The organism is Seonamhaeicola maritimus, assembly GCF_008056315.1.
GTDB lineage: Bacteria > Bacteroidota > Bacteroidia > Flavobacteriales > Flavobacteriaceae > Seonamhaeicola > Seonamhaeicola maritimus.
In genome coordinates this window covers 97,409-123,244 of record NZ_VRKQ01000012.1, presented here as the reverse complement: position 1 = coordinate 123,244, position 25,836 = coordinate 97,409, and the positions used below count along the sequence as shown (strand labels likewise).

The 25,836-nt window shown below is 34.1% G+C and carries 10 protein-coding genes; 8 read left to right on the top strand and 2 right to left on the bottom strand.

The window, feature by feature from the left end; translation table 11 throughout:
• Together FUA22_RS13610 and FUA22_RS13605 are read right to left on the bottom strand one after the other, a co-directional pair.
• Positions 1–1,097: hypothetical protein (locus FUA22_RS13610; RefSeq protein ID WP_147769147.1), on the bottom strand; the 1,097-nt coding region annotated here is incomplete at its 3' end.
• A gap of 739 nt (positions 1,098–1,836) precedes the next feature.
• Positions 1,837–3,402 carry an alpha-L-fucosidase gene (locus FUA22_RS13605; protein ID WP_241664832.1) on the bottom strand — a complete coding sequence of 522 codons (1,566 nt, stop codon included), beginning with the start codon at positions 3,400–3,402 and terminating at the stop codon, positions 1,837–1,839.
• 183 nt (positions 3,403–3,585) lie between these two features.
• On the opposite strand from FUA22_RS13605, the gene FUA22_RS13600 reads away from it, so the two are divergent.
• The 8 genes from FUA22_RS13600 to FUA22_RS13565 all read left to right on the top strand — a co-directional run bounded on the left by FUA22_RS13600 (position 3,586) and on the right by FUA22_RS13565 (position 25,834).
• Positions 3,586–7,857, top strand: a complete 4,272-nt coding sequence (locus FUA22_RS13600) for a hybrid sensor histidine kinase/response regulator transcription factor (protein ID WP_241664831.1) — start codon at positions 3,586–3,588, stop codon at positions 7,855–7,857.
• A 246-nt stretch (positions 7,858–8,103) separates the two neighbouring features.
• A complete protein-coding gene (locus FUA22_RS13595) occupies positions 8,104–11,190 on the top strand; it encodes a SusC/RagA family TonB-linked outer membrane protein (protein ID WP_170309923.1) in 3,087 nt (1,028 codons plus the stop codon).
• A gap of 58 nt (positions 11,191–11,248) precedes the next feature.
• Positions 11,249–13,165 carry a RagB/SusD family nutrient uptake outer membrane protein gene (locus FUA22_RS13590; protein WP_170309922.1) on the top strand — a complete coding sequence of 639 codons (1,917 nt, stop codon included), beginning with the start codon at positions 11,249–11,251 and terminating at the stop codon, positions 13,163–13,165.
• A 50-nt stretch (positions 13,166–13,215) separates the two neighbouring features.
• On the top strand, positions 13,216–15,264 hold the full coding sequence (locus tag FUA22_RS13585) for a hypothetical protein (RefSeq protein WP_147769144.1): 2,049 nt from the start codon (positions 13,216–13,218) through the stop codon (positions 15,262–15,264).
• 105 nt (positions 15,265–15,369) lie between these two features.
• Complete coding sequence (locus FUA22_RS13580; protein ID WP_147769143.1) at positions 15,370–17,241, top strand: sulfatase family protein; 1,872 nt, start codon at positions 15,370–15,372, stop codon at positions 17,239–17,241.
• 164 nt (positions 17,242–17,405) lie between these two features.
• Positions 17,406–19,226: an arylsulfatase gene (locus FUA22_RS13575; protein ID WP_147769142.1), complete on the top strand. Its 1,821-nt coding sequence runs from the start codon at positions 17,406–17,408 to the stop codon at positions 19,224–19,226.
• A 166-nt stretch (positions 19,227–19,392) separates the two neighbouring features.
• On the top strand, positions 19,393–22,776 hold the full coding sequence (locus FUA22_RS13570; RefSeq protein ID WP_147769141.1) for a T9SS type A sorting domain-containing protein: 3,384 nt from the start codon (positions 19,393–19,395) through the stop codon (positions 22,774–22,776).
• Between the two features lie 133 nt (positions 22,777–22,909).
• On the top strand, positions 22,910–25,834 hold the full coding sequence (locus FUA22_RS13565) for a PQQ-binding-like beta-propeller repeat protein (RefSeq protein ID WP_147769140.1): 2,925 nt from the start codon (positions 22,910–22,912) through the stop codon (positions 25,832–25,834).
• The last annotated feature ends 2 nt before the right edge of the window (positions 25,835–25,836 follow it).

Genomic DNA, 25,836 nt, shown 5'->3' with positions numbered 1-25,836 from the left:
TCAGCATTTACAGAGACATTACTTGGGCATGAGATTACAGGATCAGTCACATCAGCAGTAACATCAAAAACAATATTTGCTGCATTAGTAAGACTACCATCTGTAACTTCTAAAGTCAACACATATTGACCTACTATCGTTGGGTTAAATGAACCATTTGTACTATCATTTTCATCAACTAAAGTGTCAGTTGTACCAATTTGAAAAAAATCTCCATTTGGATCAGTGTAAAACCAGTTAGCATCTATACTTGTACCTGGGCCAGAGAAACCGCCAGAAAAGCTAATTAGACTACAAGCTTCATAACTACCTCCATTGCCAGGAGAAGAAATAACGGCTTGTAACGTTCCTCCAGTTGCGACAACAGCTCCAAAAGTATAAGAGCTTACAGCAGGGTTTTTACACGCTGCAAATTGATTACCTCCAATTATTATTTCGTTATTGGGCGTACAAGAACCAACTATATCACCACCATTAGAAAAGGAAACAACTGCGTTTGCTGGTAAAATTAAACTAGCTTGAGCTCCAGAAAAATCTAATAATGCTCCAGAACCATCAATTGTAATATCAGTTGTATTTAGATTTGCTTGCCATGGATTTGGTGGATTCAAATCCAGTGTACCATTTACAACAACATTTACCATGGTTTGAGTGGTGAAATTTGTGTCAATGGTTATTGTGTGTCCAGATTGTAAAAGGACATTGTTAGTTCCAGAGTTTTGTCCAGGATAATCTGTTGCGCTAACCCACCCCGCTCCATAATCTGCTTGCCAAGAATTAGGGTCAGTCCAATTTCCAGTACCACCTCCAGAAGACCTATAATCTCCAGCTAAAAAAAATGCAACAGTTTCAGAAAATGAATTTATTCCAGAATTTTTAAAAAAACTTATTTTTTTTTCGCTAGAAAGCTTTTTAAAAGAATAAGTATCATTACCAAACACCTTAGCATAATCAGAAATCAATCCATAGTAAGGTGTGCAGTTATTATTTGCAGGTGTAAGATTTCGGTCTAAATAAAAATTATTAGCTAACACGGGGCTGCATAATAATAGAAGGCTTAGAGTACAAAGAAATTTGAAAATGTAATTTTTCTTCATAAAATAGTTAATATTTAGGGCGTCGTACTAATAACTCACCTATTAAGAATACCTTTTTCTTAATAGATAAGACTGTTTTAGGTTCATGTGCTATTAACCAAATTTTTACGAGGGGTGTAAAATTATTACTACGATCTTTAAATAGCTAAAATACTCGTTAAAATACCTTTTTATTCTATAGTCGGGTACTAATATTTTACAATAGGATTAATTACTTATAAAACAGTTGATTACGATAATTACCTACCTGAATGATAGACTAATTTTAATATCAATGCGTTTTATGTGGACGAATATAGGATAAAAATCTTAAATAATATCTATGAAATGCAAAAAAAATCGTCAAAATACAAATTAAAAATATATAAAAATGATGTAAAATATTAATAATCAGTGTTTTGTGTTTGTTTTGTGAAAAAAGTAGGAAATTAAAAAGAATACAATTAATAATATGCCAAAAAAATAGAATAAAATCTGGATGTAATTAGAAAAACTCCTACAAGTCTTGAGTGATCTTGTAGGAGTTCTAAAAAAAATGGTGAAACCGTTTTTTGTAATAAGGTTTTGTTTAACAATTAAGTGAATGTCCGTTTTGTGTCATAATGTTATTTTTGGTATCATGCTGAACTCGTTTTAGCATCCCATAACACCTGTGAATATTGATGTTTTATGGTTGAGAACCTGAAACAAGTTCAGGTTGACAATGGACTTTATGATTGATTACGGATATTCAATATAATTAATCAACATGAGCAGCAGTATCACCACCGATATCATTTTCAGTATAACCTTCTAAAGTAATTTTATAAGCATGGGCATAATCAGACAGATATGAGCTAGGAGCACTAATAACTAAGCCCTTTTCATTTCTTTCCCATTGAATAGTTTCATTGCTTCCAAGTAGCTCAATTTTTTCAATTTTTGAATTTAAAACGCCTATTTGTGTTGTGAATGTTTTTATAATGGTTTCCTTTTCTGGCTTATCCATGACAATAGCATATATAACTTTATCAGATTTCTTTGTGAACCTAATGTCTTTGTTATTGTATGCTATTTTAAGTTTTTCAATTTTATGACCGCCTTCCGGTAAACGCGTTGGTCCTTCACCAAAAACAGTGTAAGGTCTGGTGCCATAAATGGCCTCTCCATTAACTTCTAGCCATTGCCCCATTTCAGTTAATAAGTTAACCATAACATCTGGAATAGATCCATCTGGGTTTGGTGGAACATTTAATAGCATTAAACCGTTTTTCGATACAATATCAACTAAAATATCAACAAGTTGGTTAGGTGATTTAAATACAGCCCCTGGTCTGTAGAACCATGCTCCAGGTGAAGTGTCCGTCAACCATGTGTTTTCTTTAGGTTGATTTGGGCGACCTCTTTCATAATCTTTAATAGCAGCATCTTCGTTAAATGTAGTTTCTTTATAACAAACAGCCACATCTTTACCCCATTCTAATCCTTTGTTGTAATAGTAGGCTAAAAACTTTGTTCGGCACTCTTCTGTCATATTTTCTAACCACCAATCAAACCAAATTAAATCAGGTTGATAAACATCAATAAACTCTTTTAATTTAGCCCACCAATCTTCATAGAAATCTTCATCTGGGGTATCTGAATCAACAGAATGAGGATTAGTATATAAATCATAGTCTTTTGGATTGATACCTCCATGAGCATGTGAAGGAGCAAAATATTTCCAAGTAAAAGCATGATGAAAAGACCCCATAAATTTCATCCCTCTGGATTCAATTTCTTTTTTAAGTTCTGCTGATGGGTCAATACCTCCATAATTCATAGAATTCCATCTAGTAGCTTTCGAATCCCACATGGCAAAATTGTCATGATGCATTGCTACAGGGCCAGCAAATTTTGCGCCAGATTTGGCAAATAATTCTGCCCAAACTTTAGGGTCAAATCCAGATGGATCAAACTCCTCTATAATATGTTTGTATCCATATTTTTTTGGGTTTCCATATTTATCTTTATGATGAATGTAGTTATTAGTAGGTTTCCCATTTTTTGTTTTTACCTTTTTTCCATCTTCATACATTTTCATTCCGTGCCATCCTGCATAGTGTTTCGTTGGGTCTGCTCCTACAAAGGCATTAGATACAGGTCCCCAGTGGGCGTAAATTCCAAATTTAGCATCTTTAAACCAGTCTGGTGCAGCATTTACTGTGTTTACAGATTCCCAAGTTTCTTTATAAGATTTCTTTTTTTCACTTTGTCCGTAAGAAGAAATAATCAAACTTGAAACCAACGCCATTGAACAAAGACGCATTTTACTTTTTAATAACATATAACCTATTATTTTAATCGATGTTTTTATTTTTAAGACCAAGGTTACCTCAATTAGTTAAATTAAAATTGAATAGCCCATGTTGCAAATTTAGTCCATAAATGAAGCAAGGTGTAGGACATATGATTCAGATTAAGCGAAAAATGATTCAGATTAAGTTACAAATGGGTTTTTTAAATAAATATGCCTTTTTGGGGATATGGAGATAATATTTTGATTGTATATTTGATAAGAACCATGCTAAGTATGACTATCAATAAACATTTTTTACACATATTATTTAGCGTTTTTATATTGCTCTCTGTCTTATTTTGTAGAGCCCAAAGTAATATAAATTTTGAACGTATTACTACTAGTGAAGGCTTGTCACAAAGTGATATTAATTGTATTTATCAAGATGACGAAGGCTTTATGTGGTTTGGTACTTTTGATGGATTAAATAAATATGACGGCTATAAGTTTATTAATTATGTGCCAAATCCTAATAACTCTAAAAGTATTAGTAGTAATATAGTATTTGTTATTACTGGAGATAAAAAAGGAAATTTATGGGTTGGAACTACCGGCGGTGGACTTAATAAGTTTGATAAGAAAACAGAGACTTTTACAAAATTTAATCATAATCCTAATGATGAAAGATCTATTGATAGTGATTTTGTTCGTTTTGTTTATATCGATAATCAAGAACGGTTATGGGTATCAACAGATAGTGGACTAAATTTGCTTGATGATAGTGATACAGAAACCCCAGTTTTTAAACATTTCTTTACTGAGGACAGGCACGCTTTTAGAAATATCTATCAAGATTCAAGAGGCGGAATTTGGGTCATAAGCGCTAATAAATTATTTCAAGTTAAAGAAACCAAAAATGGTAGTTTTGAGTTAATTAGAGAATTTTACAATAATGATGTTCATAATTCAAGTTTGTCATTTTTAGGGGAAGATGATAAAGGAAACCTTCTTATTGGTGCTGCCAATGGGTTATATGAAAAGAGCTTAAAATATAAGAAGCGAAAAGCTAAACCATTAATGGGTACAGCAACCAAAAGTTTAGTTATTGATGATGAGGGGCATTATTGGGTTGGTACAAATAATGGTTTACATCAATTCAAGTATAACAAAAAAGACAGAGTTTTAAATAAGATAAACCGATTTACATATAATCCTGTAGACCCCAATAGTTTGAGTAAAGACCTTATAAAAGAACTTTATAAAGATAAAACAGGTATTATATGGATAGGAACTAACGGTGGCGGTGTTAATAAGGTGAATCCAAAAAAGAAGCAGTTTCTTCATATTAAAAAGACTTTAGATACCTATAGCTTAAGTTATGACAAAATAAGGTCTTTTTTTGAAGATAGCTATGGTAATTTATGGATTGGAACCGAAGGTGGGGGTTTAAATGTATTACCACAATCTCAGTCAAATGACTTCAACATATTTAAAAGATTTGAGTCAGTAAATAGAGCTTTTGCTTTAGAGGAACTAACTATTAAAAACAGAAAAAAACTACTTATTGGTGATGGTAACAGAAGAGGTTTGTTTATGTTGGATATTGAAGACGCATTAAAAAAAGACAATACTAGGGTGGAAAGGCTTTTGGAAACATCTAATAGTGTATTTACCATTTTAAACGATATGGATGATAACCTCTGGCTTGGTACGTATGGAGGAGGAGTTTATAGACTAGTAAAGAATGATAAGGGAGAATTTGATATTTCAGTTTTTAAGAGTGATGTTCAAAATCCAAATAGTATTTCTGGTAATATTATTAGAAATATTTATCAAGACAGTAAAGGAAATGTTTGGTTTGGTACTGGTGATGGTTTATCTAGACTAGATTACGGAGAATTACTTGAAGAAGAGCCCATGTTTGATGTTTTTAAAACGGTTGCTAATGACGAATCAACAATAAGTCATAATTATATTTTACCAATTTATGAACACTCCTCAGGAGATATTTATGTAGGTACTTTTGGTGGCGGCTTAAATAAATTCACACCGTCTAGAAATGGTTTGGATGAAAAATTTGTGAGATATCTTCAAAAAGATGGATTGCCAAATAATGTGGTCAAATCTATTCTAGAAGATCATTTGGGAAATATTTGGTTGTCAACTAATAAAGGACTATCTAAGTTTAGTCCAGAAAGCGAAACATTTAAGAATTATGATGTTAATGATGGGCTTCAAGATAATGAGTTTCAGGAGCTTGCGGGTTTTAAGCGGGCTAATGGTGAACTGTTATTTGGCGGTATTAATGGTTTTAATGTGTTTACTCCAAGTCGAATAAATGATAATATTTTACCATCCGAAACTGTAATTTCAGGCTTCTCAATATTTAATGAAAAAGTTGATGTTGGAGAGAAATATGGTAAAGCGGTAGTATTAGATAGTGCGATTAATTATACAAGAAATATAGATTTAAAATACAATCAAAACAGTTTCACTATTGAGTTTACAGGGCTGCACTATGAAGCGCCACTAAAAAATAAATTTTCTTATAAATTAGAAGGTTATGATAAAGATTGGGTTTCATCTCTATCTAATAACAGATTTGCTAATTACACCAATATTTCACCTGGGAATTATACTTTTAAAGTAAAATCATCTAATAGTGATGGTGTTTGGGATCCTACACCTAGTGTGTTAAGTCTTTATATATCTCCTCCCTTTTGGAAAACTAATTTTGCCTATTTTTTGTATACGCTATTAGCCATAGGACTTCTTTTGGCCTTTAGAAAGTACACTATTATAGGAACTACCAGAAAGCACCAACTGGAATTAGAACACCTTGAAAAAGAGCAAAAAGAAGAATTGCAAAAGGTTAAATTAGAGTTCTTTACTAATATTTCACATGAGTTTAGAACGCCGTTAACTTTAATTAAGGGGCCATTAGATTATTTAATTAGTTCTAAGAAAACTAAGGATAATGAAGAGGTTCAAGAGCAATGTCAAGTCATGCTTAAAAACACCAACTATTTACTACGGTTAGTAAATCAGTTGTTAGATTTTAGGAAAATCAATCAAGGTAAAATGAGGCTAGTACTTCGTAATACCAACATTGTTAGTTTTATTAAAGATATTGGTGAACCTTTTCAATTCATTGCCCATAAGCAAGACATTGATTTTAATATAAAGTCGCCTCATAAGAGTATTCAGACTTGGTTTGATCATGATGCCTTAGAGAAAATCATTAAAAATTTACTTTCTAATGCCTTTAAGTTTACACCGGCTGGTGGAGAAGTTGAAATAAATATTGCAAGGGAAATAGACGAAAGCGCCAATACTTCAGATTTTGTTGTTATTGAGGTAAAAAATACTGGAGCAGGAATCAGTAAAGAGGATGTAGAGAATATTTTTAATCGTTTTTACACCAAAAAGGACAAAAGTAAAAACAGTAATTTCCAAAGTGGCGCAGGTATTGGCTTAGCATTTACGAAAAATTTAATAAATTTTCATCAAGGTACCATTGCGGTTGAAAGTGAACCTAATGAATCAACTACTTTTGTTGTAAAATTACCTCAAAAGAAAACAGCCTACGAGAAAATACCCGAGATAAGTATTAAAGAGAAATCTGAAAGTGATTTTCTTGTAAGGAGTTCTGAGCAAGACTCATATGCCATTCATTTAAATGATGAATTGGCAGATTCTCAAATATCAAATACACGCTCTAAATTACCTGTTTTGTTGGTTGTTGATGATAACAAGGATATCAGGTCCTTCATAAAGAAAGCATTAAGTGATGATTTTAAAATTGTAGAAGCTGGAAATGGTGCTGAAGGATTAGAAATAGCAAAAGATATTATTCCTAACCTTGTATTAACAGATGTTATCATGCCAATTATGGATGGTATTGAGTTGTGTAATAATCTTAAAAATCAAAGTGAAACAAGTCATATCCCTGTGATAATGTTGACAGCTAAATCATCAAATGAAAGTGAAATTGAAGGATTGAAGATTGGTGCAGATGGTTATATTAAAAAACCATTTGATATAAATATTTTAAAATTAAAATTGAATAACATTTTAAAGTATCGTGAAGGCTTAAAAAGAAAATTTAATAGGGAAATAACCCTTCAGCCGGAAGAGGTTACGGTAACTTCGTTAGACGAAAAATTCTTGAAACGTGCTATAGAAATTGTTGAAAAGCATATGATGAATACCGACTTTAATGTAGAGCTAATGGTGAAAGAAATGGGGCTAAGTAGGAGTAATCTATATGTTAAATTTAAGGAGTTAACAGGGCTATCATCTAGTGCATTTATTAGAAATATTCGTCTTAAAAGAGCTGTTCAACTTTTAGAACAAAGTGATTTTTCTGTAAAGGAAATTATGTATATGACTGGATTTAATACCTCTTCATATTTTTCACAATGCTTTAAGAAACAGTTTGGTATGCTACCTAGAGATTATATCAAAAAAATTAAGTCTGAAAAGGCGCAATCCCTAGAGTAATTTCTCATATTTATTTTTGTTTTATTAGCCCTATTTGTTTAGGTTCTATTTTTTTGAAATTTGAGGTATTTAAAGGGTTTAAATCCTAATAAACCCATTTGTAACAAAATTAAATTCATATCTAAAGTTCGATAGTGGTTAAAATTTAAACATTTGCTACACTAATATTAAACGAACTAAATAATGAATTTAAAATTATTCTATTATTGCAAGTCTAAACTCCTTGTTGCACTGACCATATGCTTTTTGAGTTTTAGCTTTGCAAATGCGCAAACTATTACTATTAATGGAAATGTGGTGGCAGAAGGCCAACCACTTCCAGGAGTAAGTATTTTAGTAAAAGGCACTAATAAAGGTGCTGTTACAGATTTTGATGGAAACTATACTATTGATGCCAATTCTAATGCAGTTTTGGTGTTTAGTTATTTAGGGTATGAAACCAAAGAAGTTTCTGTAAACGGACGTACAACTGTTAATGTAACGCTTCAAACAGATTTATCTACGTTAGATGAAGTGATAGTAGTTGGATACGGTACACAAAAGAAAAAGGAATTAACTGGTGCGGTGGTGCAAGTAAAAGCCGAAGTGTTAGAGCAAACAACCACCTCTGATATTGGAGCAGCACTTCAAGGTCAAATTTCTGGGGTAAATATTACTTCTAGTTCTGGTGCACCTGGTGAAGAAGCTAATATTTTAATTCGTGGATTCAGTTCTCTTATAGATGGACAAAATAGTCCACTTTATGTTGTAGATGGTATTCCTTTTGATTCAGATCCTCAATTAAGTATCAGTGAGATTGAATCTATTGATGTATTAAAAGATGCTGCTTCTGCTTCTATTTATGGTACACGTGGAGCGGGTGGTGTAATTTTAATTACAACTAAGCAGGGTAAAGTTGGTCAAATGGATATTCGTGTAAATTCAGAATACGGTCAACAACAAATTGCATCTACTTTCCATAATATGACAAAGGAAGAGTATACATATCTTCATTTGTTAAGAGGAGCCTTAAACACAGATAAATCACAAGGTGGGGTAGATGGTGATATTCATAGAAATTCAAGTTACTTTACTAATAACACCGATATTGGTGACGTTTTATTAAATGATAATGCGGTTATTCAAAACCACTCTGTTAATGTATCTGGTGGTAAAGAAGGCTTAACATATAACTTTAATGCTAACTTCTTTCAACAAGAAGGGGTTTTTTATAATTCAGATTATAAAAGATTCAATGTGCGTTCTAATACCAAGTTTACAAAGGGTAGATGGACAATAACCACAGGTTTAACATTTAAAAGAGATGATAAATTGGTGCCATGGCCTGGAATGATGAATAGAATTAGAGATTATCAATCGTTTAAGCCTGCAGTAGATTTAGATGCTAACACCATAGCAAATATTTCAGAGGTCAGTACAGAAGATCCAACAGCAGATTGGAGACTTAATGAAGCTAGAGCTTTGGCTAATGCCTTAAGGAGTATTAAAACTGAGGAAAATAGAGCAGGAAATAGTCATGCTGGAAATATTCAGTTTGAATTAGATTTGAGTGATGCTTTAAAAGTTACTGGTCGTTTTGGTATTACATATAATGATCAGAAATGGGTAAGAATCGTACCTAGATATGATATTTATAATACAGAAGGTAATCTAATTAATAACCCTAATAATGTTACTTCTCAAAGAGTTACAGATCTTACATCCTCAAAATTAACTTCAGAGCAGTTTGCTACTTATAATAAACAGTTTGGAAATCATAACTTTACTGTTCTATTGGGGACGTCATTTGAAAAATCTGAAAATGAACGCTATCAATTAGAAGTTAGAAATAATTTAAACCCTGCAATTACGGTTTTAGATAATTACGAATTAATTTGGGATATAGGCTCAGGAGGTCAAGATTTCACAAGAACCTTAATAGGCAACATTGCTAGATTACAATATAATTTCGCTGGAAAATACCTTTTAAGTGCCAGTGGTAGATATGATGGGTCTTCTCAATTTGGTGAAGATAACCGTTGGGGATTCTTTCCTTCAGTTTCAGTTGGGTGGAATGTTGATGAAGAACCATTTTGGGATTCTTTTAAGCATGTAGTTAACTCATTTAAAATTAGAGCGGGTTACGGTACAACAGGTAATGACAGGTTCTCGCCATATAGTAATCAAGCCGTTGTAGAGCCTGCTAGAGATTATGTGTTTGGAAGTAATAGTCCATCAGGTGATTTAAACAATGCTGGTAATGAACAAGGCGCATTGGGTACTACGCAATTAGAATATGCCAATCAAAACCTTAAATGGGAAACCAATGTTGAGCAAAACTTAGGGTTTGATTTTGGTTTGTTTAAAAACAGATTTACTATTTCGGCCGATATTTATAAAAACGAAAAGAAAGATTTATTATATCAAATTGTTAATCCACCATCTACGGGTGTATCTGGTGCATTCAGAAACACGGTGTTTAATGTTGGTAATATGGAAAACAAAGGGTTTGAGCTTGCCGCAAAATATAACCATAGAGGTAATGGAGGCTTTAGTTGGAATGTTTCAGGTACGTTTACTACAAATGAAAACGTGGTTACAAAGACCAGTATAAATAATCCAATCATTTACCTAGATAGAGGTTATATTTCAGACAGAGGTACTAGAGAAATAGTTACGGTAATTACAGAAGGGTATGAGGCTGCAGCTTTCTTTTTAAGAGAAACAGCAGGTATTATAAAAACACCTGAACAATTAGCAGAATATAGGCTAATAGAACCTAGTGCTCAAATGGGTGAGTTAATGTATGTAGACCAAAATGCAGATGGAGCCATTGATGATAATGATAGAGTATATGCCGGTAGTGGTACACCAGATTTTGAAACGGGTTTAAACTTCTCTGCCAGATATAAAGGCTTTGATTTTTCTATGCAATGGTACGGGGCTTTTGGAGCAGAAGTAATGAATGGTAGTAAAGCTTATTCTTATCAAGGAGGTGTACATAGAGATTTATTCTATTCTTGGACAGAGCATAACACAAATGCTAATATTCCTTGGTACAACGGAAACAACACCAGGTCTTATAGGGGAGGTTCTGACTTTTTCTTGGAAGACGGTGATTTTGTGAGACTTAGAAACTTGTCATTAGGGTATTCTATACCAAAAAAGTTGCTTAAAGATATAGGATTAAGCAAATTGAGATTATATATACAAGGACAAAACTTGTGGACTATAACAGACTATACCGGTTTTGATCCGGAAGTAGGAGGTAACGGATTAAGTACTCGTGGAATTGACCAAGGAAGATATCCATTATCTTCTCAGGTTAAGGCAGGAATCCAACTTCAATTTTAATTTTAACAAGATGAAGATGGAAAATATACATATAGAATTTAAAAAAATAGTTTTAACGATGAAAAAGACATTTTTAAAAGGAATAATTCCTCTACTTGTTTTTGCCTGTGCATTTCAGGCATGTGTAGATGAATTAGATCAAGTGAACCCAAATGCTTTGACATTGGGTACGTTTTGGCAAAGTACAGCAGATTTAAACACAGGTTTAAATGCAGTATATGCAGCCATGAGAGACGAGGATATTTTAGGAATTTTATGGGATTATACGCGTACTGATATTGCAGTGCCTTTTTCTCATAGAAGTAATGCAACTGGTAACCCTATACACGACCAAACATTTGATTTATCAACAAACCAAGTTCAAAATAAATGGGATGCTTGTTTTTTAGGTGTGTTTAGAGCAAATCAGGTGATTGATGCTTATGATAGATTGAGCCCATCAAATGATGAAACTGCCGACTTAATATTAGCACAAGCAAGAGCATTAAGAGGATATTTTTATTATACCTTGCATCACTCTTATAATAATGGTTCAGTACCTATATTTAGATCTGTTCCAAAAGATTTTGATGAGTTTCAATTAACATTCTCATCATCTGACGAGGTACAAGCATTTTACAGAGAAGATCTTCAATTTGGGTTAGATAATTTACCAGGAACCTATAATGCGTGGCAAGCCGATGTTGGTGGTGGTAATTTAGGCAGAATAACTGGTGGTTTTTGTGAAGCCCTAATAGGTAAAAGTTTTGTGAATGACAATGACTTTGCAAGTGCAGAGGTGTATTTAAGAAATGTCATGGATAACTATACTTATGAATTGCAAGATGATTTAGCCAATTGTTTAACAGGTCAAGCCGAGTTTAATAATGAATCTATATATGAGATTAATTATTCTTATGATGCCAATCCTTTAGGTCTTGATGAGCAAAACTTGGCACAAAGAATCAGTCATAGTTTAAACGATGGAAATCAGGTGCAATTAACGTCTTGGTTAACTCAGAAATATAGAAATGAAAGACCGGACCCTGCAGACCCAGCAAATTTGGTGAATAGAAATATTTATGACAGTAGTGGTGACTTAATAGGAGTACACGAAAATGTAGTGAGAATGTATAGTTGGCGAATGGCTAATTCATTATCTTCTGTTGATGATAGAGATACACCAATGTACGGTGTGGAGATGGCAGAATATGGTAGAGAACAAATGGCAGCTACTCATGCTAGACAATATCCAAACTTTATTAAGAAGTTTACAGGATGGACTACTAATAATGGGGGTGTTGGTGAATTAGAGGGACCTGAATATGATAATCGGTCTGATATTAATATCCCAATAATGCGTTTGGCTGAGGTGTATCTTTTATATGCCGAGTGCATGATAGAAAAAGGAGACCTTTCAGAAGCTTTAAGATATATTAATCGTATCAGAAAGCGTTCGCACTTAATATTACTAGGAAGTTCTTCAGACCCTAGTGCAGAATTTGCAGGTTCAGCTACTTATTACAATGATATTGATTTAGATCTTACAAATGGAGAAGAAGCGGTAACATTAACAAACTTAATGGAACATTTAAGGTTTACAGAGAAACCATTAGAGTTAGCTTTAGAAGGAGATAGAACCATTGATTTAAGACGTTGGGGTGTTTGGAAACAACAGCTAGAGTATATAGCACAGTTCCAATATGATGCTTGGCATTTTAGAAATAACAGAATGGGAAAAAACCCAACCAGATGGCGTTGTTTTGCTATGCCTGCAGGTGTGATACCTTCTTATGACTCTTTTGCCGATAGTGAATTTATTCCTGATTATGCATTTAGGGTACCAACAAACCTTCAAATAAATGGTAATAGAAGAACTAATGAACCTTTTTTAAGAGACCACTTAATTGGATCACAGAATTTCATTGAAGATGTACACTCTTATCTTCCAATTCCGCAAGATGAGATTAATGCTAACTTAAATTGGGACCAATAATTTAAAGTTTCAGATTAAAAAACTGAAAGTTTAAAACAAAATATAAGATTATGAAAAAAAATAAAAATATATTAAAATCATTGTTCTTGTTATTATTACTTCTGGTAGTTTCTATAGGGTGTAGTAAGGACGAGGAATACGAAGCACCAGGTTCTTTTGTAGATTTATCAATTACCTGGACATCCGGAGCATCGGCAACAAGAGAATCTGAGGTGAATAGATTTTTCTCCTTTTCTGATTTATCAGCTGGAGCAGAATATCAAGAATGGAGAATTCCAGATAATGCGTTTTTCTTAGAGGGACCAATACCTAATAATTTGGATAACCACGATGCATATATAGCAGAACCTTCAAATGAAAAAATTTCTACTGAAAAAACAGTTCATGTATTATGGAAAAAAGGGGATTCTTTGACGCAAGTAGGGTATTATGGTGTGTTTCCAGATTCTACATCTTTCAGATTTCCTGCTTATTGGGATTCTGCAACAGCAAGTACAATAGAGGATACCATTAAAACCGTTAAAATAAATAACAAATGGGTTGCAGAATACTGGTTTACCATTGATGTTTATGATACGGTAAGGGCTACACCACAAGTAAGGTATTTAGACGAGACCGTTTTAGATCACGAAAATACGGAGGCCATTACGGTTGTATTTGGAGATAAAATGATCTTTGAAGATTTAAGTGGTTTGTTAGCAGACAATAATGCAAGGCCTAATACAGCAGTTTGGAGAATGCACACGCTTGAAGAAGATGAAGAAAACCAAACTAATGTACAAAGAAGAACCCATGAAAGGGTAGTGTTAGATGAACGCGTTATTGATACCATAACCTTTAATGATTTAGGTGAGTTTCGTGTAGAATTAAAAGCGACTAGGGATAGAACACAAACGCTAAGACAAAGCGAAAATTCTTATGATATTCCAACAATATTTAATGTTGTGCCATTATCTGTTCCTTTAACACAAACAGGAACTGTTGTTGAGACTGATATGGATGTGGTAGAGGTAACTTTAAGCCATAAAATTATGCCGCTAGAAGGAGCTGTTGTAGATAATTTTATTGTTGAAGTTGATGGTGTAGAAAAAGTAATCACATCAATTACAAGAAATGCAAATGGTAATAAATTATTGGTTGATTTAACAGATGACCCTATACTTCCTGAAGATGCTAGTAAAACGGTTACTATTTCTTATGATGGAGCAAGTGATTTACTTAAATCATTTGATTTAAGACCACTTGAAGCATTCTCTGATGTTGACATTGACGTGTATGTGCCAACACCTATGATTCAAATGGGAAGCATTGTTGAAATTGATGGAGATATTATCCAAGTTGGTTTTGATCAAGAAATAGATCCTGCTTCAATCTCTGGTTCTGCAGATCCTGCAGCAGGTTTTATTGTAATGCTTAACGGAGGTGCTGCAACAGTAAACTCAGTTGCTGTTAACGGTTCAGATCCAATGATTCTAGATATTACAATTGTCGAAGGTGCATACCAAGATGATTTTATTACAATGGCGTTTACAGGTCCAGGAGACATAAGATCTATTGGTGGTGGTGCTATTTCAGATTTTACTGCTGTAACTATTGAGCCTTATATTATGAATCTGTATACAGATGGAGGGCTTGAAGGAACATTAGGAGACTATTGGTTTGAAGGAGCTAGTGGAGCCGGAGCTACGGTAGAGTTTAGTACAGAACAAGCTTACTCAGGTTCTCAAAGCCTTAAAATGACTAATGACAAACCAAGACTTGAATCTGGCAGGGATCTTAATTATGAAGCAGGAGAAACTTATATCATCTCTTATATGAGATATATCCCGTCAAGTGTTGATTTTGATGCCGGTTTTAGAGCTGCAGATGCAGGCGAAAAAATCTGGTATGATTTAGGAAGTGGTAATAGAGCTATAACCCCTAGATGGTTTACAACGGGTGATCCGGTTAAGGATACTTGGGAGCTGGTTGAAGTTGAAATTACTCCAGGTGCATTAAGTAATGTTGGTATAAGATTCCAACCCGTACCTACTTCAGGAACAGTTTATTCATTATACTTTGATGACTTTAAAATTTATAAGAAAGACTACAGACCATAAAATTAAATTGTATAGTTTTTGTAAATAATATTAAAACCCTTGGGAATTGCCTCAAGGGTTTTTTTAAAGTATCTTTCGGCATCAATTAAACACGTAATTAATACAATGAAAACCGCTTTTAAATTATTATTTTTCTTATTAATTCTTCTAACAATTCAGAGTTGTAAAACGCAAGTAGCAGAACTGCCAGCTCCAAATATTGTTTGGATTACTTCAGAAGACAATTCAAAACATTATATAAAACTTTTTGATGAAAATGGTGTTGCTACGCCTAATATAGAATCATTAGCTAGTCAAGGCGTGGTTTTTAATCATGCCTTTTCAAATGCACCAGTTTGTAGTGTGGCGCGTTCAACACTTATTACAGGTAGTTATACACCAAGAATTGGGGCCCAATTCCATAGAAAAATTCAACAAGTACCTATGCCAGAAGGATTGGAAATGTTCCCAGCTTATTTAAGACAAGCGGGGTATCATACAACAAACAATTCCAAAGAAGATTATAATTTGGTTAAAAGTGATAGCGTTTGGGATGATTCTTCAAAAAATGCTACTTGGAAAAATAGAAAAGAAGGGCAGCCATTTTTTCATGTTTTTAATTTAGGTGATTCACATGAAAGTAGACTTCATTTCACTGAAGAAAAGATGAAGAATAACCCAACTGTAACAGATGTTAATACTGTTTTTGTACAGCCAAATCATCCCAATACAGATTTGTTTAAGTATACCAACGCTTTTTACAGAGACAGAATGGTTCATATTGATAAGCAATTAGGAGATGTAGTTAAGGAACTTGAAGATGCCGGTTTAATGGATTCAACCATTATATTCTATTACGGAGATCATGGTGGTGTTTTACCAGGTAGTAAAGGTTATATTTATGAAACTGGTTTACACGTACCACTAGTGGTAAGAGTTCCTGAAAAGTATAAACATTTGATTAATGCTGAAATAGGAGGAAGAGAAGATGCCTTTGTAAGTTTTAAAGATTTTGGTCCTACCGTGTTGAATTTGGCAGGAGTGGATGTTCCTGAAGGGATGGACGGAAAACCATTTATGGGTAAAAATGTAACTGAAGACTATCTAAATACTTGCGATGAAACCTATGGTTATGCCGATAGATTTGATGAAAAGTATGATATGCTTAGAACCCTTAGAAAAGGAAAATACAAATACATGCGTAGCTATCAGCCATTTAATTTTGATGGTTTGATGAATAATTACAGATATAAGCAATTAGCATATCAAGAATGGGCAGATTTGTATGAAGATGGAAAACTTAATGATGTACAATCAGCTTTTTTCAAAGAAAGACCAGTGGAGTTATTATTTGATGTAGAGGCAGATCCTTATGAAACAAAAAACCTTACCAATAATGAAAACCTTAAAGAAACTTTATTGGAATTAAGAGGGAAATTAAATAATTGGGTGGAGAGCATGCCTGATTTATCATTCTATCCAGAACATTTTTTAATTGAAAATGCTTTTGATAACCCAGTAGAGTTTGGACAAAAGCACAAGGTAGATATTAAACGTTATATAGATATTTCAAACCTAAGTTTATTAGACTTTGAAGAAGCCAAATCAGGAATAGATGCAAGCTTAAAATCTAGTGATCCTTGGGAACGCTATTGGGGTTTAATTACTTGTAGCATCTTTAAAGAACAGGCTAAAGATTTTGTATCTACTATTATTGATATTTCAAAAAATGATTCAGAATTAATTAATAAAGTTAGGGCTGCAGAATATTTAGGTTTAGTAAAGCATACAGAACCAGCTGAAGTTATGACTAAAGCACTATATGAATCTAAACAAGCAGCAGAAGCATTACTGATAATTAACTCAATTGTTTTTATGGACCAGGGAGAACATAAATACAAGTTTAATATTGATATTGAAAAAATTGATAAAGATATTCTTAAGGTAAAAGAGTTAGAAAGAAAACTAGATTACATTTCTAACGTAATAAACTCTTAAAAATAAATCTGCATATAAAAGATTAATATATTTTAAAAGCCTATGAGAAATCATAGGCTTTTTTTAACCATATCAAATAGTTATTAAAACATTTGATGCATTACTAGCAGTTCTAAATTTTTAGTTTTGCTAAAAGCCTAACATATTTATCAAAATAACTACTCATGAAGTATATAAATAGTCTATTTGCAATAGCCGTTATATTAGTAAGCTGTTCAGATAAAAAATCTAAAATAGTTAAAGAAGAATTTAAAAAACCTAACGTAATCATTGTCATTACAGATGATCAAGGCTATGGTGATATTGGAGCGCATGGGAATACCGTTATTAAAACGCCTAACATGGATGAAATGTATAATGAGAGTTATAGGTTTACAGACTTTCACGTAGGGCCAACATGTGCACCAACTCGTTCTGGTTTAATGACTGGTAGATATGCTAATGCTGTGGGAGTATGGCATACCGTAGGAGGTTGGTCTTTATTAAGAGAGCAAGAAAAAACTATGGCAGATATGTTTACCGAAGCTGGTTACGTAACAGGTGGATTTGGTAAATGGCATTTAGGTGATAACTATCCGTTTAGACCAGAACATAGAGGTTTTCAAGAAACAGTGATGCACGGTGGTGGTGGTGTTGATCAAACCCCAGATTATTGGGGGAATACTTATTTTGATGATACTTATTTCCATAACGGAAAGCCTCAAAAATATGAAGGTTATTGTACCGATGTGTTCTTTAGGGAAGCGACTAGGTTTATTGGAGAGAATAAGGAAAAGCCATTCTTTTGTTATATATCAACTAATGCACCTCACGGTCCATATCATGTACCGTTAAATTATTATAATATTTATAAAGATTTAGGTGATGATGTTTTGGCAGATACTCAAAAGCGTTTTTATGGTATGATTACTAATGTTGATGATAATTTAGGAAAACTAAGATCAACTTTAAAAGAATTAGAGATTGCTGATAATACCATTCTGATTTTTATGACAGATAATGGAACATCAGCTGGGTATTATAATAAAAAAGGGAAAGTAACCGGTTTCAATGCTGGTATGAGAGGTGCCAAAGGAAGTGAATATGAAGGAGGTCATAGAGTCCCATTTTTTATCCATTGGAAAGATGGCAATATTTCCTCGGGTACAGATATCAATGAGTTGTCAGCTAATTTAGACGTTATGCCTACGTTGGCAGAGTTGTGTAGAATAGATCTGCCAAAAGGCCATTTGGAATTGGGAGGTCAAAGTTTGGTGTCTTTCATTGAAGACCCAAGCAAAAGAGATAATAGAATGTTAATTACCGATTCTCAAAGAATTCAAGTGCCTGAAAAATGGAGGAAATCTTCAGTAATGCAAAATAAGTGGAGATTAGTTAATGGTAAGGAATTATATGATCTTGGAATAGATAAGGGTCAAAAGCGCGATTTGGCGGAAAGATATCCTGAAAAAGTAGAAGAAATGAGGGCTTACTATGAAAACTGGTGGAAGGAAGTATCCGTTCAGTTTGATGAAGAAATCTATTTTAAAGTAGGAATTCCAGAAGAAAACCCTATTACGCTTACATGTCATGATGTGCATGCCGATAATGGTAGTCAACCATGGAATCAAAGATATATTAGAAGTGGAAGCAAAGGAAAGGGGTATTGGAGTATTGACGTAAAAGAAGAAGCCGATTATGAGGTGTCTTTAAGACGATATCCAATTGAAGCTGATGTGTTAATTAATGGAACGGTTCCGGCAATTACCAAAGAGGAAAAACCAGGGTTACATAATGACTACGTTGAAGGTGTAAAATTAAATTACATCAAAGCATCTATAAAAATTGGGGATGGCATTAATGAAACTGTAGCGGTTTCTAATGAAGACAAATCGGCTGATTTTAGAGTGCACTTAAAAGCAGGTAAAACTAAAATGAACGCAAGTTTTTTCAATGCTGAAGGCGAAGAAAATGTAGCTTATTACGTGTATATAGAGAAGAAATAAGAACAATAATATTTCTGATGAATAGAGTTTAAAGGCATCCGAAAAGGATGTCTTTTTTAGTTCAAAATAATTAAAAAACCCATTTGTTATATTTTTCATTCATTTTCCTGCTTTTTAAGGTTTTTGTAAGTATTAATTTTACATCAATTAAATTAAAAATAGATTAATGGCTAAGATTTTTACGTTTTGCAAGAGTATTGGTTTACTTCTTTTTTTATTGCCAATTTACGGTTCTTCACAAATATTTAGCAGTGGATTTGAAAATAGTTTAGCAACAGAGTGGGATGTGGCTACAAGTGGTACAGGGTTGGACGTTTTTGCTATAACAACTGCATCAAAAAGAACAGGTAATAATGGCTTTCACGTGAAGTTTAGTGCTAGCGGACAAAAAGGGAATTTATGGACATTAAAGAATATCAATTGGGAACTTGGAAAAACTTATAGAGTTTCATATTATTTCAAAGTGATTTCTCCTGATAATGGTAACGATTCACATATAAAAACATTTGAAGGTGGTGGAACTAAGTTTGGAGCTCATCTTTATGGAGATAATGTAATTAATAATGCCACAACAGCTACAGATTGGGTAAAGTTTGAAGATATCATTAATCCCGAAAAAAATGATACGGGAGGTTATATATTGTTCACGTTTAGACCAACTGCAAGCGGAGAAGGAGAATATTATTTTGATGATTTTTTAATTGAAGAAATAGTGCCTCCATCAGGTTTCTTTGTGGATATTAAAACAATAGATGTTGTTTCAGAGCCTACTATTGAATGGGTGCAGTTTGGTCCTGGAATGAGTGGTAATAACAGGTGCTTTTATACCCATCCCACAGATCCAAATACGCATTATACAAGTCCGAATATGGGGAATTCATATCGCTCAACAGATAAAGGGTTTACCTATGAAACCATTATGAATGAGGATGCCCGTTCGTACAACTCGGTATACCGTGGCCCTGTTGAAATGTACTCATTAGATTTTTCAAGGCAAGATGCTGATTTTGGATTTTGTACGGGTAAATATAAAGGAAGCCTTTACTCTACAACAGATAAAGGGAAAACTTGGACGCTTCTGGAATCGACAACCATAGATTCTAATTATTTATCTGTTGTGGCAGTAGACCCATCCGATGAAGGTATTTGGTTTTTAGGTGCTGGAAGAATACGAGATTATGCTCGTTTATCCTATCCTCAATCTAATCCAAAAGGAGCTTATCTTGATGGTTCTGCAAATGGTAAAATTTGGAAAAGTACAGATAAAGGTCAAACCTGGACTTTATCAAATACTGGAATGAATACCAGTGCGGATACCGAAATAGAAACCATTTTAGTAGATCCAGTTGATAATTCAATTATATACGCTGGTACCAATTACGGATTCTATAAAAGCACAAATGGTGGTGCTACGTGGTCTTTAAAATCCAATGGTATAGATAATGACATGATACGTTCTATGGATTTACACCATGACACCACAACCAATCAAATAACTATTTATGCTTTAAGCAATATTACTTGGAAAGCTACCTCAGGAGGGAATTCCGTTGAGAATGATCAAGGTGGGGTTTTTAAAAGCACAGATAGGGGAGAGACTTGGACTAATGTAAGCAGTAATTTAGCTCTTGACTTAAACACTTTTAGTGGTGATGGTGATAGTAATGTTGAAACAGATTATTATCAGTCTGTGGCCCATTATTTCGGTCTAGCTTCAACAGCTGCTGCTGAAGCTGCTTATCCAGTTTTACCAACTAATATTACCTCAAGATTCAATATGATTACCGTGGATCCAAATGATGTAAATAATGTCTATTTGGTTAATGATTTTTCAAATGTATCCAAAGGAAATTTTGGTCCAGGACAAATATGGAGAACAACAAACGGCGGAACTAGTTGGATCGTGACTTTTAGAAATGGTAAAAACTGGAACAATGGAATACATGATGCTTTTTGGGTAACGCAAAGGAACAACCCCATAGGAACCAATATCACCATGAAATATAAAAGTGATTGGATCAATAGAGATAACTACGAAAGAAAAGGCTGCAATTTCACAAAGTTTAACGCAGATGGTACGGTCCTTTATACACAATTAGCTAAGGTGGGTTTTGTATCATATGATAAAGGCGATACTTGGGTGGATATTGATGATGAAGAAGCAGATGAAGCTGGGTCAACTTTAAATGGTTGGGTTGGCGCCGGAAACAGTAATGTGCCGGGGCACGGGTTTTACCAATCGGCTTTATGGCCGGGGAAAGTATTTTGTCCTTCTGGTGAAAATAGTTTGTGGATTACCAATGATGAAGGAGAAACGGTTAGATTTGGTGCGCAAGGTGGGTCAGTGATGCATCTTGTTTATAATAACAATGGCGTTAGGCAAGAACATTCAGTAAGCTCAGTAACCGTACATCCAACCGATAAGGATACTTGGTTTGCAACCTTCTTTAGGCAAGCTGGTAGAGGAGAAGTATATAAAACCACCAATGCCGGTGAAGATTGGACCTCTATTGGTACTCCAATCCCGCAACCGTGGGACCCAGCACCTCCAGGAAGTGGTGATCAGGCCGTACATCAATTAGGCTTAATGATTGATAAGAATAACCCAAATAACATGTATTTCTGTGTACCTAAATCCAGTTTAAAGTTAGAATGGGTTGGTGATAGCTGTCAAAGTTGGGGTGTCCATAAATCATCAGATGGGGGAGTAACTTGGTCAGAAATAAACACAGGCTTGCCAACTTCTTTAGATGTGGCCAGAATAGCTTTCGATCCTAATGACAGCAATACTTTGTATGCTGCTGTTATAGATAGTGGTGGCGGATTGTTTAAATCTACCAATGGCGGAACTTCTTGGGCTGAAGTAGTTTCAACTACAGCAATATCTGGTGCCTCGGGTATCAATGATATCCATTTTGATGAAGATGGTAAGGCCTATATCACCGCTGGTTTTAAAAATGTTGGTGTTGACGACGGCGGTTTATGGGTGAGCGATGATAATATGGCTACTTGGACTAAAATATTTGATTACCCTTGGACCAATAGAGTTGAAGTGTCAAAATTAGATACACAGACCATAATGGTGTCTACCTTACCCAATACGAATGTTGATAGAAGAAATGCCGGTACTTTCTTATCTAAAGATGCAGGACAAACTTGGGTAAAGTTTAATAAAGGAAATGGGCAGTCAGACCGCGTTAATGATATTGCCATAGATTATACCATTCCCGGTAAATATTATGCCTCTACAAGAGGTAGTGGCTGGTATATGGCCATGGATCCTAATCCTAATTCTTTAAGTACAGAAGATGACTTTAAGACTAACGAAGTTTTTGTTTATCCAAATCCTACCTCAAGAGAATTAAACATTAAAGGTTTCAATGGAGATGTAAATGTGAATATTTATGCCATTGATGGAAAACAGTTGCTTAGTTTTAAAGGTGCTGCAAGTAATTCATTTGATATTTCATCACTTACTCAAGGATTATATATTTATTCAATTTCTAGTAGTGGGGTAAAAGTAAAGTCAGGAAAAATTATTAGGAAATAATAAATCAATAATTAGTAAGTGGTTTTGGGTTTTCTTAAGCCCTATTTCGTACTGTGAGGTACACTTAATTTACCATTAAATACCTGTTTTTTACATTCATTATAGATATTTGATTATTCAACAAATTGTCTATATGAAAAAGTACTACATTATAGTTCTTCTTGTTATTTCTATATCTTCCTGCTTTGCTCAAAAAGTAAAGGAGTTGGGGTTTGAAAACAATGGTGATAACTGGCAAAGTGACTCTTCTAACTATTGGAAAGTAACTACAGAAAAAGCTTCAAGTGGTTCAGGTGCTCTAAAATTTGAAATCCCGGAAGACCATCAGTTCCAATCGAGTGCCCTTTACAGTATTGAAACTGGGCATACTATTCATAAAATAAGAACTGCAAAATTTAATAGTGAAGATTACATTATAGCAAGCTCCTACGACGGAATTGTTATGGCGGTAGCTTTTGATGGTAATATTCTATGGAAGAATAAGTTGTCTGGTTTTATGGTTCATGATATGTGGTGTGAGGATATTGATGGTGATGAGCATGAAGAAATATTGATAGCCAATGCCAATGGCACTATTTATTGTTTAGATCAGCAAGGAAAAGTGGTATGGGAATATAGTAAAAATGAAGTACCCATGTATTCGGTATGTGTCGTTAAGAAAGATGGTACACCCTATGTAGTATCTGGTAGTTTAGACTTAAATGTATATTATCTTTCCGCATCTGGTGAATTGGTAAGGGATTTAAAGTCAGAATCTTATTCACAGGAAAAAACTTGGGGAACTACAACGGCTAAGGATTTTGTTCATTATGCTAATTTTTTAAGAAAATATCAGAAGGATGATGATAACGATATTTTGGTAATGCATGTCAGCAACAATCCTTCTCAGGACAGAGGGGCTATTTATCTTTTCGACCCCTTGGCTGATAATCCTATAAAACGTATTGAAACTTCAAGCTCAGGCCCTATTGGGGAATTAAGAATATCAGATTTTAATAATGATGGAAACAAAGAGATTCTTCTAGGGGTTTCAAACCATCAAAATAACGCCGGCGTTTCAAGGGTAAATTTGATAGATGATTCTACGGATCAATATGATATAACAAAACTTGGATTCGGGTATTCTGTCGTTCAACCTGAATTAATCCTAGATGGTTCTAATCAAAAATATATGTTTTTTGTTGGAAATCATATCGTATTACTTGATACAGATTTAGACCCTAATTCTGAAGTGAAGCTTGTGTCCAAATATTCTTATTACGATATGTGGAAACTAACCGGAACAAGTAAAATAGTATTGGCTAGTTGTCAAAGCGGAGGAAGTCAAATACATATTTTAAATACAGAACAATCAGGTTGGAAAGAGGCTTATAAAGATTTAATTCCAAAGGGGAAACTTCAGAAAATAAAAGATAATACGCAGTCAATACGTTCAAATCTGGCAGCGTATCAAGCTCCTGTAGAGCAAAGAGATTTGCTTCCAATTTATTTCATGACTGAAAGCACTGGTTCTGGCTTGGCTAAATCTGTGGCCGATAATATTAGGAATAATCTTGATTCACCTATGTTTTTAGGAGGAAGTCATATGGGGCAAGCAGAAGATTGGGATAGATCTGGTATGGCAAATGCAAAATATAGGGATAGAAGAGATAGTAGGAGAAACTATAATATGACACAGCAGGAAGCCATTGATCATATTACAGATTGGTATGATGAGGTGCCAGATGGAGAGGATGGTATTGCCTATTGGGGTGGTCATGGTAATGATCCGTATATGTTTCAATTAAGTACTACACAGCAAATTTTAGATTATGCCAACGGTAAAAAAACAGTACTTATTTACCCTGAATTAGAAGATCATTCTAGCGATTTTGCCTGGGTAATGGAGGATTTGTTTTATCCTTTGGCAACCTATTCAGAAACTAGAAATTCTAATATTTTTGTTAGAACAAAGCACAATTTTTGGCAAGGAAATGTGTATTTACCCATGTGGAGTAGATTGCTATCTGGTGAATTTTCTAATGTTATTGTACCCTCCATGGAAGAAACTACAGATAAGGCTATGGATATTAGTATAGCAAGTAGAGCTGGTATTTGGGCAAGTGGAGCAGTTGATAGTTGGGGAACTAGAACTGTGCCTGATAATCCAAGTTATGATAGGTCTAGACAGTTTTGTCACCAACGCTTACCAAACCACTTTTTAAGACATTTAATCTATCATATGGCCAATGGTGCAACTTACCTTAATAATTTTGCCATAGATCCAGATTATATGAGTATTGTTTGGGAGTTAACTGCTAAAGGAGCTCTTTATGTGCCTAAACCTGATGAGATTGTAAGTTATTCGCCAGTGCATTTAAGTATGTTTGAGCCAGATGATGATTTTCTTGTTGAGGGTAGTAGTTTAAAATGGGCAACCCATTATGATGAAGATTTTATTGAAAATAATGCCTTTGTTTTTAGCAGACAGAACGCCAATTGGATGGGGGCTCAAAATACAACTTGGGATTTTTCAACTTATGCAGGTGGAGTTAAGGATAGAAGACAAAATTATTTGCCAAATTACCCTAATGGGTTAGTTTTAATAACACCACCACAAATGGGGGCTAAGGCAGATTTGTCAGCTCCTAGAGGATTATTAAAAGACAAGTTACATCCATTATATAAAGATATTTTAAAGGAGTATTATACAGACGGACGATATTACTACAACGCAGATGGAACCCAGCAATATGACGCGAGTACTTATGCTTCAACAATAGAGGATGAGATCAAAGAAGCTGCAAAACAAATTCCACTAACCGTAACTGGAGACGTGGCTTGGGTAGTGGCTCAAACGTCACCTACAAATTTGCGCTTAACTATTTTAGATGGTGGATATCTAAATCCCGAAGATAGAGAAGCTACAGTCTCTTTTCAAACCATAACCCCAGTATCTATGACAGATATTATAGATGGTAAAGCATTTAATTTATCAGACAAGGCAAATGTAAAGGTTGATATACCATGCGGAGCTTTCAGGTTTATTGATATTAAATTAAATGGCCCACTCAACTAATT